Consider the following 18,125-nt stretch of genomic DNA (forward strand, 5'->3'; position numbering starts at 1 on the left):
TCTGGGGGACAAGGGGTCGTGGGTTCGAATCCCGCCGCTCCGACCATTTTCACCCCAAATTACAAAATTGATCGATCAGCCCCGCTTGCGCACGGCGGCGGCTTCGGGTGGCTTTTCGGCTGCAGCTTCATCCGGGTCTGGTTTGCGCATCCACATGTAAACTGGATAGAGCGGGAATACCCAAGCGAGGCCGGCGACGGCAAAATAGCTGATCTGGGCGTACCAAGGCTTGTCTGCAAACAAGGCACCAACGGAAGCTGCAAAGAAGGAATAAACCACCAAGACCACCAGTGTCAGTGTGATTCCAATGGCGCGTCGATGTGTCGCTTTCACATGCTTCTCCCTTGATGTTAGGCCTCTTTAACCTGTAAGCAGGCCGCGCCGCAAACCACGTCGCTGTGACTGGTCAGTTGGGTCATTGCTGGCCCTTGCCAAGGTGCGCCGGCCAACTAACTGTACCGCTACTTAGGACGCCAAGCTGTCATGACCAAGGTATTGCCTGTTTCCAATCTGCGTAGCCAAATGACCCTGCCAGAGCAGCGTCAGCGCATCTATGATGTTCGCGTCGGTAGCTGGTTGATGTTCATCGCCTTTTTGGTTTTGTGCATGGTCATTGTCGGCGGCGCGACGCGGCTGACAGATTCTGGCCTGTCGATCACGCATTGGTCTCCCATCCATGGCGCGATCCCACCGCTCAATGCGGAACAATGGGCGGTAGAGTTTGAGCGATATCGCCAGATCCCTGAATATAAGCTGCAAAATAAGGGCATGAGCCTGAGTGAGTTTCAGTTTATTTTCTGGTGGGAATGGGCGCATCGCCTCTTAGGCCGCGTGGTTGGTTTGGCGTTTGCGGTGCCGCTGATCGTGTTTGCCGTGATGCGGCATTTGCGCTCCAGCATGACGCCGTGGCTGATTGGGATGTTCGCCTTGGGTGGCCTGCAAGGCTTTATCGGCTGGTGGATGGTCAGTTCCGGTTTGAGTGGTGACCGTCTGGACGTGGCCGCTTATCGTTTGGCGACCCATCTTTCCTTGGCGATCTTGCTGATGAGCTTGGCACTCTGGACCGCGCTGGATTTATTCGTCCCCAAACAACCCCAGCACGGCGATGCGAAAGTGGCACCCTGGGCGATTGGCTTTGTTGTATTCCTCGCGTTCCAAATCGTTTTGGGTGCTTTTGTTGCTGGCACCGATGCGGGCCTGATCAATAATGATTGGCCGACCTTTGCGGGTGGTCTTTATCCGAAAGACTATGCGGCATTAAGCCCGATGTGGCGCAATTTTGTCGAGAATACCTCCACCATCCAATTCAACCACCGCCTTGGGGCCTATGGCATTGGGATCGCGATGATCTTGGTCTGGCTGCAAACCCGTCGTTCGAGTCAGCGCGATGTCGTCGTGTGGGGCCATGCCGTGGCGATTTTGGTCGTGTGCCAAATGCTGCTGGGTATTTCGACATTGATCGGATTTGGTCATTGGGCGCCGCCGCAAGTGGAAGGCGTGCTTCTGGGCATTGCGCATCAAGGCTTGGGTGCGATCCTGTTTGCCAGCGCCATGATGTTGATGCGCGCCAGCCTGAAGCCCAAGGTCCAGCCCCTCAAGCTTGCAGTCTAGCATAGGCTGTTTGCGTCTTTAGCCTAGCTTTGCGCGCGCGGTCGCGCTAACGCGCTTGGGTGAACGCAGGTGATGGATAGCCTCACGCTGCAGCCAGATTGGTGGAGCCCCTTATGACCGCAATTATCGATATCGTTGGCCGTGAAATTTTAGACAGCCGTGGCAATCCGACTGTTGAAGTTGACGTCATTCTCGAAGACGGCTCTTTCGGTCGCGCTGCGGTGCCATCGGGCGCATCGACCGGCGCACATGAAGCGGTTGAAAAGCGCGACGGCGACAGCTCGCGCTATTTGGGCAAAGGCGTTCTGGACGCTGTCGAGGCCGTCAATGGCGAGATTTTTGAGACGCTGGAAGGCTTTGAAGCTGAAGATCAGCGCCACATCGATGATATTCTGATCGAGCTGGATGGCACGCCGAATAAGTCGCGCCTTGGTGCCAATGCCATCCTCGGCGTCTCTTTGGCTGTTGCGAAAGCAGCGGCTGAAGCGGCCAGCCAGCCACTCTACAAATATGTCGGCGGGGTGAATGCGCGCGTGTTGCCCGTACCAATGATGAACATCATCAATGGTGGGGCTCATGCTGATAATCCAATCGACATCCAAGAATTCATGATCATGCCGCTGGGTGCGGACACGTTCGGCGAAGCCGTGCGCATGGGCTCTGAAATCTTCCATACGCTGAAGAAGCTGCTGAAAGATGCCGGTCACAGCACCAATGTTGGCGATGAAGGCGGCTTTGCGCCAAATCTGTCCTCTGCTGAAGAAGCCTTGAGCGTCATCATGCAGGCGATTGAAAAGGCTGGCTATAAGCCCGGCGAAGATGTAGCGCTGGCGCTGGATTGCGCGGCCACGGAATTCTTCAAAGACGGCAAATATGCCATGGTGGGTGAGGGTAAGACCTTGGCCCCAGAAGAAATGGCGCACTATCTCGAAGGCCTCGTCAACAAATTCCCCATTGTCTCGATCGAAGATGGCATGTCCGAAGATGATTTCGTGGGTTGGGCTGCCCTGACCAATCTCTTGGGCAAGAAGTGCCAATTGGTCGGCGATGATTTGTTCGTGACCAATCCTGCCCGTCTGCAGCAAGGCATTCGCGATGGCTTGGCTAATTCCATCCTTGTGAAGGTCAACCAAATTGGCACCTTGTCCGAGACTTTGGATGCCGTCGAAATCGCGCACCGCAATGGCTATACCTCGGTGATGTCGCACCGCTCGGGCGAGACCGAAGATTCAACCATCGCCGATCTGGCAGTGGCGACCAATTGTGGTCAGATCAAAACCGGTTCTTTGGCGCGCTCGGATCGGACAGCCAAATACAACCAATTGATCCGCATCGAAGAAATGTTGGAAGGCCAAGCGGTCTTTGCCGGCCATGGTGCTTTGAAAATCGCCCACGGGTAATTTGCTAACACTTGGTTTACCAAGTTTAGGCACAAGATGGCGTGGGCTCAGCAACGAGCGGCCACGCCACCAAAAGGCATTGTCGGTATGGCATTCTTAAAGGGCATACGTATCTCAACTTTCCTGTTCTCAGGGGTGTTGGTTTATTTTGCTGTGCACTTTTTTGTCGGCCAGCAGGGGGTGCTGTCGTGGCACTCCTATGTACAGCGGGCCGACAGTTTGATTGCCGAGCGCGATAATCTGGTGAAGCAGCGGGCTGAGCTGGAGCGCAAGTTGGCGCGTTATCAGGCTGGCCAAGTTGATTCGGACTATGTGGAAGAGCGCGCCATGTCTCAATTGGGGCTGGTAGGGCCGAACGATATTACGATGACATTGCCAAAAGCAGCAGCCGTTGCGGGACCTTCTGCATCTTCGCAGACCCCCAATCCGTGAACGCAACTGGACGTCTGGCCCGCTTCTGCCTATGGATATCGTGTTCTGAGAAGGGTTGTACGCATCGATGGCTGCCAAGAAATCATCCGGGTCCGCTGCTGTTTCTCCATCAAACTTAGTCAATCGCGACGAGGCGCTCGCCTATTATCGCGATATGCTGTTGATCCGCCGCTTTGAAGAGCGCGCTGGCCAGCTTTATGGCATGGGTTTGATTGCTGGTTTCTGCCACCTCTATATTGGCCAAGAAGCCGTTGTAGTCGGCATGCAAGCTGCGCAAAAGCCAGGCGATCAAGTCATCACCGGCTATCGCGATCATGGTCATATGCTGGCTTGTGGCATGAGCCCGCGCGAGATCATGGCAGAATTGACTGGGCGCATTGGTGGCTCGTCGCGCGGTAAGGGCGGCTCAATGCATATGTTCTCGAAAGAGGCCAATTTCTATGGCGGGCATGGCATTGTGGGCGCGCAAGTTGCGCTGGGTACCGGTCTAGCGCTCGCCAATCGTTATCGCGGCAACGAGTCAGTCTCGGTCGCCTACTTTGGTGACGGCGCGGCCAACCAAGGCCAGGTCTATGAGAGTTTCAACATGGCAAGCCTGTGGCGTTTGCCAGTCGTCTATGTCATCGAGAACAACCAATATGCCATGGGCACCAGCGTGGCGCGCGCTTCGGCTGAGACTGAATTGTTCAAGCGCGGTATCAGCTTTGAAATCGTCGGCGAAGAAGTCGATGGCATGGACGTTTTGGCCGTGCGCAAAGCCGCAGAGCGCGCATTAGAGCATGCACGTTCCGGCAAGGGTCCATTCCTTTTGGAAATGAAGACCTATCGCTATCGTGGCCATTCCATGTCCGATCCGGCTAAATATCGCCCCAAAGATGAGCCAAAGCAGGTGCGCGATACCCGCGACCCCATTGAGCACATGCGCCACTATGGCTTGGAAAATGGGTTGTTTACTGAAGAAGACCTGAAGACGATCGACAAGGACGTGAAAGAAATAGTAGCCGATGCTGCCGATTTCGCTCAAACAAGCCCAGAGCCCGACCCTTCAGAGTTGATGCGTCACATTTATGTTGAGGCCTAAGCCAAAAGGCAGGCCCCTTGTGGGAGAAAACAAGATGAAAGCCATGAAGACCACACTCATCGCCACTGCTGCCATTGGCCTTGTTGCTGCAATTGGGGTCCAATTCGGCGGCGTGCCTGCGTTTGCACAAGCTGCAGCGCCCACCGCGGCACCTGCACCTACGACCAGCAGCATCCCAGTGCATGCGGGCAATTTCAGCGGCGGCAAGATCGATAGCCTCGTCTACACCCCAAGCTGCCCAGCCTTTAAGTTCGACATGGATGCCGCAGCCATTCAAGAAAGCACCAGCCGCACCTATGTTGAAGGCGAGAAGCGTCGCTTTGAAGCGGTCCGCGAAAAGTGGGACGCCTATGAGGACTGCTTGGTTGAGAATGCGCGCCGCGACATCGAAGCCATTCGGATCAATTTGGGCGACTATTTGTCCAACGCAGCGAATGAAGAAGCTAAAGCCTTCAACGCCATGAACGCCGCGGCGACGGGCAATATTGAACGTATCGGCAAACTGCCTGCACCAAAGGCACCGAAGCAAAAAAAGGGTGAAGTTGCCCCAGTTGAGGCCCCCCAAGCGGCCCTTTCGGCTTGGACAGAACCCAAAGGTCGGTTCATCGGCAATTTGACGGGTTCAGCAGCCCAGCCACAATATACGTCTTCATGCCCTGCGGCCCTCGGCACCATGACTGCGGAGTCGTTTGCCCAATCGAACACCCGCAATGGCTTTAATGCGCTGTTGGACGAATTGCGCGCTATGCCAGACCGCATCAATCAAGTGCGCACCTGCCGTCAGGACAATGGTCAGGATGATTATGAAGTCATCCAAAAAGTGGTCCAAGATGGCGTTAATTCGGTGTTCCAGCCCGGCAAAACGGCGTTTGAAAAAGAGTATGCGGCTGTTCGTTTCCAATTGAACGAACATCAAAAACCAGGTGGCTTGTTGGCTCCCCCAGAAATGGGTCGTGCGCCTGCCAAGAAGGCTCCGCCGGCAAAAGCACCAGCTGGCAAAGCGAAGAAGAAGTAAGCAACCCGTTTTGGGTTTTTAAGAACAGGGGCGTTTAGTCGCCCCTGTTGCACACGATGAAGAGGAAGGGCCTGTCACCGGCAGGCCCAACCTGATCCAACCAATATGGAGCCTGCCTTGTCGATTGAAATCCTCATGCCCGCACTCTCTCCGACTATGGAGGAAGGCACGTTAGCCAAATGGCTGGTGCAGGTCGGTGACACGGTCAAATCAGGTGACGTTATTGCCGAGATCGAAACCGATAAGGCCACGATGGAAGTCGAAACCATCGATGAAGGTGTGGTTGAAGCCTTGTTGGTGGCTGCAGGCAGTCAAGGTGTGAAGGTCAATACGCCGATTGCACGCATTTCGAGTGAGGATGAAGTCGCTGCGCCAGCGCCAGCACCGGTGGCTGCAGCACCAGCGCCGACACCAGTCGCAGCGCCCGCACCGATGGCCGCCGCTGCGCCCGTAATCTTGACCGATCCAGAAATTCCACCCGGCACGGCGATGGTAAAGGTGACCCTGCGCGATGCGCTGCGTGACGCGATGGCCGAAGAAATGCGCCGCGACCCTGACGTCTTTCTGATGGGTGAAGAAGTTGGCCAGTATCAAGGTGCCTATAAGGTCAGCCGTGGCCTCTTAGAAGAATTTGGCGACCGCCGCGTGATTGATACGCCGATCACCGAGCATGGCTTTGCCGGCATGGGCGTGGGTGCTGCTATGGCCGGCCTCAAGCCTATTGTAGAGTTCATGACGATGAACTTCGCGATGCAAGCTATTGATCATATTATCAATTCTGCCGCTAAAGTACATTATATGTCTGGCGGCCAGATCAGCGCTCCAATTGTCTTCCGGGGGCCGAATGGTGCAGCTTCGCGCGTCGGTGCCCAGCACAGCCATGATTATTCAAGTTGGTACGGCAATGTGCCGGGCCTGAAAGTGATCGCGCCCTATGATGCTGCCGATGCCAAGGGCCTATTGAAAGCCGCTATTCGCGATCCAAACCCTGTCGTCTTCCTTGAACATGAGCTTCTGTATGGCATTGAGTTTGACGTACCCGAAGGCGATGACTGGGTTGTACCGATTGGCAAAGCGAAAGTGCGTCGTGAAGGCACAGACCTGACCATTACCGCCCATTCGCGCATGGTAGGCTTTGCGCTGCAGGCGGCGGAAGAATTGGCAGCTTTGGGCATTTCGGCCGAAGTTATCGACTTGCGCACGCTGCGCCCACTCGACACGGAAACCATCATCGCTTCGGTCAAAAAGACCAATCGCTTGGTCACGGCGGAAGAAGGTTGGGGGCCGATGGGTGTCGGCGCAGAAGTGATTGCTTGCGTCATTGACGGGGCTTTTGACTGGCTGGATGCACCCCCTGTGCGTGTCCACCAAAAGGATACACCGCTGCCCTATGCGGCCAATCTTGAGAAACTATCCTTGCCGAATGCGGCAGATATCGTCGCGGCCGCCCGCGCCGTCACCAATCGCTGAGGAATTTGCCCATGGCTATCGACATTTTGATGCCCGCTTTGTCCCCGACGATGGAAGAGGGCGTGTTGGCGAAATGGCATGTGAAAGTTGGCGACGTGCTGAAGTCTGGCGACGTGATGTGCGAGATCGAGACCGATAAAGCGACGATGGAAGTCGAGGCGGTCGATGAAGGCAAAGTGCTGGAGATTTTAGTCGCCGAAGGCACCCAAGGCGTAAAGGTCAATGCCGTGATTGCGCGCATTGAAGGCGAGGGCGTAGCCCCATCCGCCGCACCTGCCGCGCCAGCCCCAGTTGCTGCGGCCCCCGTTGCTGCGCCTAATCCAACACCAGCCGCCGCGCCTGTCGCAGCCGTACCTGCGGCAAGTGACGCTAGTCGTATCATGGCATCACCACTTGCCAAGCGCATTGCCGAAGCGGCTGGCATCAACTTGGCCCAAGTTACCGGCACTGGCCCGCATGGCCGCATCGTCAAAGCAGATGTGGAAGCTGCGCGCGGGCAAGCACCCCAGGCAGCCGCCAGTGCGGCACCAGCAGCACCCACGCCAACTCCAGCTCCAGCTTCTGCGCCGCGCGCGCCAAGCCCATTGCCTTATGCCGACGGCAGCTATGACGTTCTGCCCTTGGATGGGATGCGCCGGACAATTGCGCGCCGCATGACCGAGAGCTTCCGCGATGTGCCGCATTTCCCGCTCAATATTGATCTGGAAATCGACAAATTGTTGGAATTGCGCAAGCAGCTCAATCAAGTCGGTGCCGCGCAAAATGCGAAAGTGTCGGTCAATGATCTGGTGATTAAAGCGGCTGCGCTTGCCTGTAAGCGCGTGCCAGCGGCCAATGCGTCCTACACGTCAGACGGGATCTTGATCCATCATCATGCAGACATTGCGGTGGCCGTCGCCATTGATGGCGGCTTGATCACGCCCGTCATTCGCAAAGCCGAAACCAAGGGCCTTGCCGCCATTTCTGATGAGATGAAGAGCTTGGCCGATAAGGCGCGCAACCGGAAGCTGATGCCGGAAGATTATGCCGGGGGCACGTTCTCTATCTCCAATCTGGGCATGATGGGGATCAAGAGCTTTATGAGCATCATCAACGAGCCGCAAGGCTGCATCTTGTCTGTTGGGGCAGGGGAACAGCGCCCAGTCGTCAAAAACGGCGCTTTGGCGATTGCGACGGTGATGAGCGTCACGCTGACCTGTGATCACCGCGTAGTTGATGGGGCGATTGGCTCGGCTTGGCTTGCAGCCTTTAAGAGCCTGATTGAAGAGCCCATCGGCCTGATGCTGTAAGGCAGGCTAGGCCTGCCTTACGCCATTTGAACCGCTATTCGACTTCGACGACGGGCGCGTCTGGCGCTTGGCGCTGGAAGGATTCCATGCCGTTCTCACAGCTTGCTTTGGCCTTATAGCCTTCATTGCCATCTGCAATGATGTTGCCATTCTTTGACTTGGCGCGCCAGTAATATTGGCCCTTGGATTCAAAGACCTCATACTTCAGCTCACCCTTGCGGCAGAGTTCAATGCCGTTGTCTCGGGAGGCTTTTGAGGAATAGCCTTCGCTTGAATCCGCCAGAATATTCCCGTTGGTAGCTTTAAAGCGCCAACGAAAACCATCTTTCGCTTCATAAGTCTCGAACTTTGACATATTACAAACTCCTCCCAACGGCATGAATACTTGGAACGTCTCACTGTATTCTTGGGTGATATGACACTCAGATCAGGACTTGGGTCAAGTGTTGTTTTGTAACATTTATTTAACCACGATCTCTGGGGCCGAATTAACCAATCTCGACTAAGCTAAACCCATAAAAACAATCGGAGCGGAGATTCCGGATATGGGTTGGTTTGGGTTTGGGGGGTCTAGCGGCCGCGGGCAAAAAAGGCCTGCGGCCCGCTTTTTGGGACATGAGCGCGACAGCTATGAGCGCGCCATTTTGGTCGACCGGCGAGGGCCGATTTCGGCTTTGCCAGACGTGCGGCCGCGCCGCCGGGACTTTGACGATCCACGTCGTTAAAGCTCATGTGAAGTAACTGTTTGCTAGAGGATGACCCCAACCCCAAAGCGGGTTAGAGGTCGGTCATGCTCGAACTGTTTCTCGCCGCCTTCGTCACTTTCTTTGTGGTGATCGACCCGCCAGGGGTCGCACCCATGTTTGCCACCTTAACCCAGCACACCTCGCGGGCGTGGCAAAATAAGATGGCGTTTAAGTCGGTCGGCGTGGCAACCATTGTGCTGGTCGGCTTTGCCTTTGGCGGCCAATGGCTCTTGGGCAAGTTACATGTTTCGTTGGATGCCTTTCGTTTGGCGGGCGGCGTGCTGTTGTTCTTGATCGCCGTGGACATGCTGTTTGAAAAGCGTACCGAGCGGCGCGAAGAGCGCAATGAAAAGGTGTTGGCCGAAGCCCAAAAACATCCAGAACGATTTGAGGATGTGTCGGTATTCCCGCTCGCCATCCCGCTAATCTCTGGTCCAGGTGCGATTGCCTCCATCATGTTGTTGTTTGCCCAGTCGAAGGATTTGGCAGAGCAAGGCATGGTTTTGGCCGGGGCGGGTGTGAACCTACTCTTGTGCCTCATTGGATTTCTGTTGGCTGGTCCGCTGACCAAAATTATGGGTGCGACCGTTGCTGCCATGATTACCCGCATCTTCGGCATTATTCTGGCAGCCTTGGCGGCGCAGTTCATCGTCGATGGCGTAAAGGGGGCATTCGGTATCGGGTAGCTCAAGGCCTTCCAAGCAGGACCGAAAGCAGGCTAAAGAGTGATCTGAGATCAGGAGTTTTGGATGGCCAGTGATACTATGGATGTCGTCGTAATTGGATCAGGCCCCGGGGGCTATGTGGCCGCCATTCGGGCTACCCAATTGGGTTTTAAGACCGCCATTGTAGAACGCGAGAATTTGGGCGGCATTTGCCTGAATTGGGGCTGTATTCCGACCAAAGCGCTTCTGCGCTCTGCCGATGTTTATGAAAACATCAAGCATGCCGAAGCCTATGGCTTGTCGGTGACGGGCGCGAGCTTTGATTTGTCGAAGATTGTCGATCGTTCACGCAAAGTGGCCAAACAATTGTCTGGCGGCGTCACCTATTTGATGAAGAAAAATAAGATTGAGGTGATTGCCGGCACGGCCCGTCTTACCAAGGGCACAGAAGCCCCGGGCGTCACCGTTGACCTCGCCGCTGGCGGCACCCGCACCCTGCAAGCCAAGCACGTCATTCTGGCGACAGGGGCCCGCGCGCGCACCATTCCTGCCGCAGGCCTCGTGCCGGATGGCAAGCTGATCTGGACGTACCGTGAGGCGCTTGTGCCCGACACCATGCCAAAGCGCTTGCTGGTCATTGGCTCTGGTGCCATCGGGATTGAGTTTGCCAGCTTCTTCCGCTCGCTCGGCTCCGAAGTCACCGTGGTGGAGGCCCTCGACCGCATCCTGCCGGTTGAAGATGCCGAGATTTCAGGCTTTGCCGCCAAGGCCTTTCAAAAGCGCGGTATCCGCTTGATCACGGGTGCCTCGGTAAAAGGGCTGAAGGCTGGAGCTTCCACTGTGACAGCTACCATCGAAAGTGGCGGTAAGCTTGAGACCATCGAGGCCGATCGCGCCATTTTGGCGGTTGGCATTGTCGGCAATGTTGAGAATTTGGGTCTGGAAGAGCTTGGCGTCACCGTCGACCGCACCCATGTGGTGACCGATGCCATGGGCCGCACGAACGTCAAAGGGCTCTATGCGATTGGCGATCTGACGGGCGCGCCGTGGCTCGCCCACAAAGCCAGCCATGAAGGGGTCTCCTGCGTGGAAGCCATTGCAGGCCTCCACCCCCATGCCCTCAATGTCGCGCGCATTCCGGGCTGCACTTATTCCAACCCGCAAGTCGCCAGCATTGGCTTGACGGAAGAAAAGGCCAAAGCTGCGGGCTATGACGTCCGCGTCGGCAAATTCCCCTTCAGTGGCAATGGCAAGGCGATTGCCTTGGGTGAGCCTGAAGGCATGGTCAAAACCGTGTTTGACAAGAAAACCGGTGAGCTTTTGGGGGCCCATATGGTCGGCACCGAAGTGACCGAACTGATCCAAGGCTATGGCATCGCCATGACCTTAGAGACGACCGAAGCCCAATTGATGGAAACCGTCTTCCCGCATCCAACCTTGTCGGAAATGATGCATGAGGCGGTGCTGGATGCCTATGGGCGCGTGATTCACGTCTAAAGTGCACGCGGGCGGCTTTGGCGGCCTTCATGACAAATGCAGCAGATTAGGCGCGGGGCCTTTAGCCTGCGCGCGCCTCGGTGTAGAGACACGGCCATGAGTGCTCAAACCGAAACCACCAAACGCAAAACTGTGCGCGACATCGCAGGCAGCAAGGGCAAGTCGCCCGTTGTCTGTTTGACGGCCTATACCGCCCCGATGGCGCGCTTGCTCGACCCTCATGCGGACGTGCTGCTGGTTGGCGATAGTTTGGGCATGGTTGTCCATGGGCTTAGCTCTACGGTCGGTGTCACACTCGATATGATGATCTTGCATGGTCGCGCCGTGATGCGCGGCTCTAATCAGGCTTTGGTCGTCGTCGATTTGCCGTTTGGTTCTTATGAAGAAAGCCATGAAGTGGCGTGGCGTTCTGCCAGCCGCGTCATGATGGAAACGGGCTGCCAAGCCGTAAAGGTTGAAAGCGGCGAGGGTATTGCTGATACCATTGCCTTCTTGGTTGATCGCGGCATCCCGGTCATGGGCCATGTCGGTTTACGCCCGCAAGCTATGAATGTGGACGGTGGCTTTCGCGCCAAAGGCCGCACCAAGGCAGAGCGCGACCGCGTATTGCGCGAGGCCTTAGCCGCAGACCGTGCAGGGGCTTTTGCCATTGTGGTGGAAGGGGTTGCAGAAGATATTGCTGCCGAAGTCAGCTCTCTCGTTCGGGCACCCACCATTGGGATTGGGGCTTCTGCAAAATGCGACGGTCAGATCCTGGTGACCGATGATATGCTGGGCATGTTCCCTTGGACACCGAAATTTGTGCGCCGTTATGCGGATCTTGGAAATGTCATTGATCAGGCTGCGGCCCATTATGCACAAGACGTGCGGGAGCGGACATTTCCTGCCGAAGCGGAGACCTATGTGCTAAAACGCGCGCCCTAAGTGCTTTTGCCCTCAAATCGTCGCAGTTTCGCGCGAGCCCAAACCTTGCCCTGTGTGACCACCACCTTTAGCGTCAACAGGTTATCACACTAAGTCTCATGTCTGAGACGCCTTTAGAATCGATGGAGAAGTGAGCGTGTCTGATTTATTTCGCGAAGCCGAAGAAGAGCTGCGCAAAGAGACCGCGGAAAACCTCGCGAAGCGGGCAGCCCCTTTTGTCATCGGGGCCATTGTTCTGGGACTGGCTGGCAGTGCAGGCTGGCAATTCTGGCAGAGCGAGCAGGCAAAAGCCGTTGATAAGGCCGGTGTCGCTTATGATGCGGCTATGTCAAAGCTGCAAGCAGGCGACCTAAATGGTGGGGCTGCAAGCCTCGCGGAGCTGGCGAAAACTGCTCCCGCCGGTTTTGCTGCCCAAGCCTTATTGCAACGCGCCGCTGTCCTGCAGGAACAATCAAAGTCTGCCGAAGCACGTGTGGCTTATGAAGATGCTGCCAAAAAGATCAAGGATGTGGATTTGGCTGATCTGGCGCGCCTGCGCGCGGCCTATATCGCGGCAGACAGCGAAACCAAGGATCAGATGAATGCGCGTTTGAAGCCGATCATTGACCGCAAGGGCGCGTTTGCGCCTTTGGCGCGTGAATTGGCTGCTGCGATTGCTTGGTCGTCTGGCGACGCCGCTGCTGCACGCTCCAGCTACGCGCTGTTGCAGATGGACCCGCTTGCACCCCAAGGCGTGCGCGCTCGGGCAGGCCAAGCGATGGCGGTGATTGATGCTGCTGCCAGCGCGTCCAAGATTCCGATGGTTATCCCCGAACAAGCCGGGCAAGGCCAAGGTGGCATGACGCCCGAACAAATGGCGCAAATGCAAGCCGCCCAAGCCCAAGCTCAAGCTCAAGCTGCTCAAGGCCAAGCGCAAGGCGAAGGTACAGCTGAAAATCCCCGCATCGTGCGTTTGCCTCCCGGCGTTAAACTGCCACCCGGCACCAAGCTTCCGCCCAATGTCCGCGTGATCGAAACCCCATTGCCAGCCGGCCAACAAGCAGGTGGGGCGGTCTCCCCAGAGGTTTTGGCCCAGATTGAGCGTGAGCGTCAGGCCAGCATGGCCCGTCAAAAGGCGATCACTGAGGCCCAACAGCGTCAAATCAAAGCGATTGAAAAAAACCGTACGGCACCCGCGGCTGAACCCGCTGCACCCGCGCCTGCGGAACAGCCAAAGTCTGGAGATGGTCTATGACCTTTATGTCGCGCCGTCTGCGCTCGCTTGGCCTTGCCACGACCAGCGCCTTGGTTTTGGTGTCGGGCTGTGCCTCTTTACAAGATCGGGCCTCGAGCCTGTGGCCCTTTGGCGGGGATCGGGCAAAGAACGCAATTGCCGAAGATAAAGAGCGTATTTCGGTACTAGGCCTTGAAGAACAATTGACCAAGGACCCGGCGCTTGAAAGCGTGGTCGTCACCGTGCCAGAAGCGCAAGACTTATCGTCTTGGCCAAATGCTGGCGGCGTGGCGAGCAATGCACCGCAAAACGTCTCAGGCTCTGGCCCACTGGCGATTGTTTGGCGCAAGAAGATTGGTCAGGGCGCTGGTGCGCGCGGAGCGATCACCGCCACGCCCGTCGTTGCCGACGGAAAGCTGTTTGTCTTTGACTCCAAAAGTACCGTTCATGCGGTAGATCAGGCCAATGGCCGCGAGATTTGGCGGAAGTCCCTAGTGCCAGCTTCTAAAGCGCGCGGTCGCTTCTTCAATCGCGACGAGAGCACCGCCATCGGCGGCGGGATCGCGTTTGGTGATGGCAAAGTCTATGCGGCAACTGGCTTTGGTAATCTCGTCGCCCTCAATGCCGACAATGGGCAAGAGGCTTGGCGCATTGACGCGGGCTCGCCCATTCATGCCTCGCCCTTGGCGGGGGGTGGCCGGGTTTTTGTCACCAGCAATGACAGCGAATTGTTTGCCGTTGAAGCAGCCACCGGCCGTATTCAATGGACCCAGTCGGCGATTGCTGAGCCTGCCCGCATGCTCTCCAGCCCAAGCCCCGCTCTGGTTGGCGAAACCTTGGTAGCCCCCTTTGCCTCAGGTGAAGTGATTGCCTATCTGTCCGCCAATGGTCGCAGACTATGGTCAGAAGCTTTGACCCGCGCGGGCTCCTCCAATTCGCTGTCCACCATCAATGACATTGCCGGGCGTCCGGTTGTTGCTGGCGGTATCGTGTTTGCTGCCAGCCAGTCGGGTACGTTTGCTGCCATTGAATTGCGGACCGGCACACGCGTTTGGGAAAAGGCGATTGCCTCGATCCAAACGCCTTGGGTCGCTGGCGACTTCGTCTATGTTGTCTCAACCACGGGCGAATTGGTCGCGATGGATGTGAAAACAGGCGGAATCAAATGGACCCGCCAATTGCCAAGCTATCGCAATGAGAAGAAGAAAAAGAACCTGATTTCCTGGACTGGCCCGGTGATGGTCGGTGGGCGTCTGGTTCTGGCGTCTTCCTTGGGCAAGATCGAAGTGGTGAAGCCCGAAGATGGCACGACGCTGTTCACCCGGGATGCAAAGGCACCGATCTTCGTGCCGCCCGCCATCGCCAATGGGACGTTGTATTTCTACACCCATGACGGCGTTGTTGTGGCTGTCCGATAGGTCGTGGCCGCACCTCTCAAAATCGCGGTCGTTGGTCGACCCAATGTTGGCAAGTCCACCCTGTTCAATCGTTTGGCTGGGCGCAAGCTCGCTATTGTCGATGACACACCCGGTGTCACCCGCGATCGTCGCGAAGCCAGCGGTCGGTTGGGCGATCTCGACCTGACACTGATCGACACGGCAGGCTTTGAAACCGCCGCGGATGAAAGCCTTGAAGCGCGCATGCGCCTTCAGACCGAAGCCGGCATTCAAGAGTCGGATTTGTGCTTGTTCCTGATCGACGCGCGGGCAGGGATCACCCCGATCGATGAAGTCTTTGCCGATATTTTGCGCCGCTCTGGCAAGCCTGTGATCCTGGCGGCCAATAAGGCGGAGGGCAAACTGGCCGACGCCGGTGTGATCGAAGCCTATGGGCTGGGGCTTGGCGAACCCATCCCGATTTCGGGCGAGCATGGCGAAGGGATGTCCGATCTCTATTCCGCCATCCTCACATTGATGGGCGACCGGGCAGCAGCGCCGGTGGTCGCAGACGAATTTGACGACGAAGATGAGGCCGAGGAAGAGGCTCCGCAAACGGGCGAATTTGTCGAAGATGATGATGATTTAGAAGGCTTAGGCTTTACCGATATTGCCGCCAGCGAGAATAATCTGCCGCTGCGTATTGCCGTCATTGGTCGTCCAAATGCGGGCAAGTCGACGCTGGTCAATGCCTTGATCGGGGAAGAGCGCCTTTTGACGGGGCCAGAGGCCGGCATCACGCGCGATTCAATTGGGGTGGACTGGGTGTGGGACGGACGGCCCGTGCGCTTGGTCGACACCGCTGGGATGCGCCGGAAGGCCAAGGTTCAAGAAAAACTCGAGACGCTATCGGTCGCCGATACCTTGCGCGCTATTCGCTTTGCCGAAATCTGCTTGCTGGTGATGGATTCCGACGAGGCTTTCGAAAAGCAAGATTTGCAGATTGCCGATCTGGTCGCGCGCGAAGGCCGTGGCCTTGTCTATGTGCTGGCAAAGTGGGACCGGGTGGAAGATACCCAAGCCCGCTTGGCCGTCTTGCAAGAGCGGGCCGATAAAGTCCTGCCGCAGACGCGTGGTGCGCCTTTGGTGCCGATCTCGTCCTTGTCTGGTCGTGGCCTCGATAAATTGATGCCCGCCGTGCTGGATGTGCATGAAGACTGGAATGCCCGTGTAAAGACGCGAGACCTCAATGACTGGCTGAAAGAAGTCGTCACCAAGCAGCCGCCGCCTGCGGTTGACGGCCGACGGGTGAAGCCGCGCTATATTGCCCAAATCAAGGCCCGCCCGCCGACCTTTGTGCTGCTGGCAAGCCGTGCGGCGCAATTGCCGGATACGTATGTGCGCTATCTGGTCAATGGCATTCGCAAAGCCTTTGATATGCCAGCCGTGCCGATCCGCTTCATGGTGCGTGCGCCCAAAAACCCCTATGCGGGTGATGAGAGCGGGCGACCAAATCTATCGCGTAAGAACCGCGAGGCTGCTGCTAAACATGCTCAGTCTTCTGATCGTGCGCCAAAGGCGGCGGAAAAGCCAAAGCCAACCAAGCCCAAAAGTGCGACTTTTGCCCCAAAGGCCCGCATCCCGACCGGGGGCAAGAAGCTGGGCAAGAATGCGTCGCGCGCCAATAAAAAGACGCGCTAGTCCTTTAAGTTTCGGCAAAATCAAGGTTTAGTTCGGTCTCGGAAACGGGATCATGATTATGGGCCTTCACCCATCCAAAGAGTTTGTGCGATGAGGCAAACACCTGCCAGCGTGACTGCGATTGTTGTCACTTACAACAGCGCAGCTGTCATCGCGGCCTGCGTTGAAGCCTTGCAGGCGCAAGGCGTCACGACTTTGGTGGTCGATAATGCGAGCCATGACCAAACCCAGTCCATCGCGCGAGCAAAAGGTGCGAAGGTTTTGGCATGCGACACAAATCACGGATTTGGCGTCGCTAATAATTGCGGCGCAGAAGCAGCTCAGACCGAATGGCTGCTCTTCATCAACCCAGACGCCGTGGTCCAGCCCGACGCGATTGAGCGCTTTTTGGAAGCCGTCGAAACCTATCCTGAAGCTGGTCTATTTGGACCCAGAATTTATGAAGAGGACGGCTCTTACTTCTTTCAGCCGCGCTCGATTCTTTCCACCTATTTGAAGGGCAAAGTCAGCGGCAAGATTGTGCCAAGCGGGGATGCTTGCGTGCCGGCCTTGTCTGGGGCCTGCATGCTGATCCGCCGGGATCTCTTCCTAGCTTTGGGCGGCTTTGACCCGAAGATATTCCTATTTTTCGAAGATGATGACTTATGCCGCCGCGTTGTCGATCAGGGCTATCCGATCCTCTATGTGCACGAAGCGGTGGTCTCTCATTTGCGCGGCAAGTCCAGCACACCCAATCTCAAAACCGCCTTTTTAATGCGCGCCTGTCAAGCGTGGTCGCGCGCTTATATCTCGCGCAAATATGGCTTGGCCTATAATCCCGCCTCGATCCTTCTGATCAATGGCTTGAAATATTTGGTGGCGCTTGTGACCTTCAACGCGAAACGACGTGCCCGCTATGGCGGCACGTGCGCCGGAACCTTTCGCGGGATGACGGGGCAAGCAAGCCCGCGCTGATTCTAGCTGTTCGGCTGATGGGCGGCTTGCCAAGCTTTGAAATGCTCGGTCTCGCGGAAATGCACCGTTGTTCCGGTCTGTGTATGGCTCTCGCGCATCAGTTCCAAAATCATGCTGGACAGATGTTCGGGCTGGGGCAGGGTCGATTGATCTTCGCCCGGGAAGGCGTTTTTGCGCATCTTGGTTGCCACACCGCCTGGGTTAAGTACGGTGACCACGACCTTCTTAAACTCAATCTCATCAGCCCAGCACTTGGCCATTGCCTCAACACCGGCCTTGGTAGCAGCATACAGGCCCCAATGCGCGCGAGGATGGTGGGCGACGCCGGAGGTAAAGAAGATCACGCGTGCGGCAGGGGATTGGATCAACAAAGGCTCCATCGAACGGATCAAGCGCCAACTCGCTGTTAGATTGGTCGCAATCATTTGCTCGCCCATGCGGGGGGTGGCGTGGGCGACGGGCGTCAACTCACCCAAATGGGCCGCCGCATGGATCATCCCATCCAAGCGGCCATAGCGCTGGAATAAGGCCCCGCCCAAGCGATCAATCGCATCAAAGTCTGTGAGGTCCATGGGTACGATGGTCGCAGGCAGGCCACCGGCCTTGCGGATCTCGTCATCCAAATCCTCCAGCGCTTTTTGAGCGCGGCCCGTGGCAACAACTTGCATGCCCGCGCGCGCGCACGCAATGGCTGCCGCACGGCCGATGCCCCGGCTTGCCCCGGTTACAAGGACGACTTTCGTATCGGTCA

The 18,125-nt window shown here is 56.9% G+C and carries 17 protein-coding genes; 14 read left to right on the plus strand and 3 right to left on the minus strand.

What is annotated here, in order from left to right:
* Positions 1 to 75 precede the first annotated feature (75 nt).
* Entirely contained in the window at positions 76 to 333 is a 258-nt protein-coding gene (locus tag ACOVRA_RS11905; RefSeq protein WP_290801196.1) for a DUF2842 domain-containing protein, read from the minus strand.
* 150 nt (positions 334 to 483) lie between these two features.
* Here ACOVRA_RS11905 and ACOVRA_RS11910 point away from each other — a divergent pair, with 150 nt between their 5' ends.
* From ACOVRA_RS11910 to ACOVRA_RS11940, 7 genes are all read left to right on the plus strand, one after another.
* A complete protein-coding gene (locus ACOVRA_RS11910) occupies positions 484 to 1,611 on the plus strand; it encodes a COX15/CtaA family protein (protein WP_421720477.1) in 1,128 nt (375 codons plus the stop codon).
* Between the two features lie 113 nt (positions 1,612 to 1,724).
* Positions 1,725 to 3,011, plus strand: a complete 1,287-nt coding sequence (gene eno, locus ACOVRA_RS11915) for a phosphopyruvate hydratase (RefSeq protein WP_421720478.1) — start codon at positions 1,725 to 1,727, stop codon at positions 3,009 to 3,011.
* 87 nt (positions 3,012 to 3,098) lie between these two features.
* Positions 3,099 to 3,443, plus strand: coding sequence for an FtsB family cell division protein (locus ACOVRA_RS11920; protein WP_290801188.1), 345 nt, complete (start codon positions 3,099 to 3,101; stop codon positions 3,441 to 3,443).
* A 67-nt stretch (positions 3,444 to 3,510) separates the two neighbouring features.
* Positions 3,511 to 4,524, plus strand: a complete 1,014-nt coding sequence (pdhA, locus tag ACOVRA_RS11925; protein WP_421720479.1) for a pyruvate dehydrogenase (acetyl-transferring) E1 component subunit alpha — start codon at positions 3,511 to 3,513, stop codon at positions 4,522 to 4,524.
* 43 nt (positions 4,525 to 4,567) lie between these two features.
* Positions 4,568 to 5,539: a hypothetical protein gene (locus ACOVRA_RS11930; protein WP_421720480.1), complete on the plus strand. Its 972-nt coding sequence runs from the start codon at positions 4,568 to 4,570 to the stop codon at positions 5,537 to 5,539.
* A 105-nt stretch (positions 5,540 to 5,644) separates the two neighbouring features.
* The gene (locus ACOVRA_RS11935) at positions 5,645 to 7,009 is read left to right on the plus strand and encodes a pyruvate dehydrogenase complex E1 component subunit beta (RefSeq protein WP_421720481.1); all 1,365 of its coding nucleotides are present in this window, start codon (positions 5,645 to 5,647) and stop codon (positions 7,007 to 7,009) included.
* An 11-nt stretch (positions 7,010 to 7,020) separates the two neighbouring features.
* Entirely contained in the window at positions 7,021 to 8,298 is a 1,278-nt protein-coding gene (locus ACOVRA_RS11940; protein ID WP_421720482.1) for a pyruvate dehydrogenase complex dihydrolipoamide acetyltransferase, read from the plus strand.
* A 34-nt stretch (positions 8,299 to 8,332) separates the two neighbouring features.
* Here the strand turns inward: ACOVRA_RS11940 and ACOVRA_RS11945 are convergent, their stop codons facing one another.
* On the minus strand, positions 8,333 to 8,653 hold the full coding sequence (locus tag ACOVRA_RS11945) for a YegP family protein (RefSeq protein ID WP_290801177.1): 321 nt from the start codon (positions 8,651 to 8,653) through the stop codon (positions 8,333 to 8,335).
* Between the two features lie 435 nt (positions 8,654 to 9,088).
* Here ACOVRA_RS11945 and ACOVRA_RS11950 point away from each other — a divergent pair, with 435 nt between their 5' ends.
* From ACOVRA_RS11950 to ACOVRA_RS11980, 7 genes are all read left to right on the plus strand, one after another.
* The gene (locus ACOVRA_RS11950) at positions 9,089 to 9,730 is read left to right on the plus strand and encodes a MarC family protein (RefSeq protein ID WP_290801174.1); all 642 of its coding nucleotides are present in this window, start codon (positions 9,089 to 9,091) and stop codon (positions 9,728 to 9,730) included.
* Between the two features lie 63 nt (positions 9,731 to 9,793).
* On the plus strand, positions 9,794 to 11,206 hold the full coding sequence (gene lpdA / locus ACOVRA_RS11955) for a dihydrolipoyl dehydrogenase (protein WP_421720483.1): 1,413 nt from the start codon (positions 9,794 to 9,796) through the stop codon (positions 11,204 to 11,206).
* Positions 11,207 to 11,302: 96 nt separating this feature from the next.
* The gene (gene panB, locus ACOVRA_RS11960; protein WP_421720484.1) at positions 11,303 to 12,130 is read left to right on the plus strand and encodes a 3-methyl-2-oxobutanoate hydroxymethyltransferase; all 828 of its coding nucleotides are present in this window, start codon (positions 11,303 to 11,305) and stop codon (positions 12,128 to 12,130) included.
* Positions 12,131 to 12,266: 136 nt separating this feature from the next.
* On the plus strand, positions 12,267 to 13,364 hold the full coding sequence (locus ACOVRA_RS11965; protein WP_421720485.1) for a tetratricopeptide repeat protein: 1,098 nt from the start codon (positions 12,267 to 12,269) through the stop codon (positions 13,362 to 13,364).
* Entirely contained in the window at positions 13,361 to 14,761 is a 1,401-nt protein-coding gene (locus ACOVRA_RS11970) for a PQQ-binding-like beta-propeller repeat protein (RefSeq protein ID WP_421720486.1), read from the plus strand. The genes ACOVRA_RS11965 and ACOVRA_RS11970 overlap by 4 nt, the downstream gene beginning before the upstream one ends.
* Positions 14,762 to 14,764: 3 nt before the next feature.
* The gene (der, locus tag ACOVRA_RS11975) at positions 14,765 to 16,420 is read left to right on the plus strand and encodes a ribosome biogenesis GTPase Der (protein ID WP_421720487.1); all 1,656 of its coding nucleotides are present in this window, start codon (positions 14,765 to 14,767) and stop codon (positions 16,418 to 16,420) included.
* 90 nt (positions 16,421 to 16,510) lie between these two features.
* A complete protein-coding gene (locus tag ACOVRA_RS11980; protein ID WP_421720488.1) occupies positions 16,511 to 17,374 on the plus strand; it encodes a glycosyltransferase family 2 protein in 864 nt (287 codons plus the stop codon).
* Positions 17,375 to 17,376: 2 nt separating this feature from the next.
* Here the strand turns inward: ACOVRA_RS11980 and ACOVRA_RS11985 are convergent.
* Positions 17,377 to 18,125 (minus strand): SDR family NAD(P)-dependent oxidoreductase (locus ACOVRA_RS11985; RefSeq protein ID WP_421720489.1); only part of this gene is annotated, 749 nt, incomplete at its 5' end.

This window comes from Aquidulcibacter sp., assembly GCF_049239865.1.
Classification (GTDB): Bacteria; Pseudomonadota; Alphaproteobacteria; order Caulobacterales; family Aquidulcibacteraceae; genus Aquidulcibacter.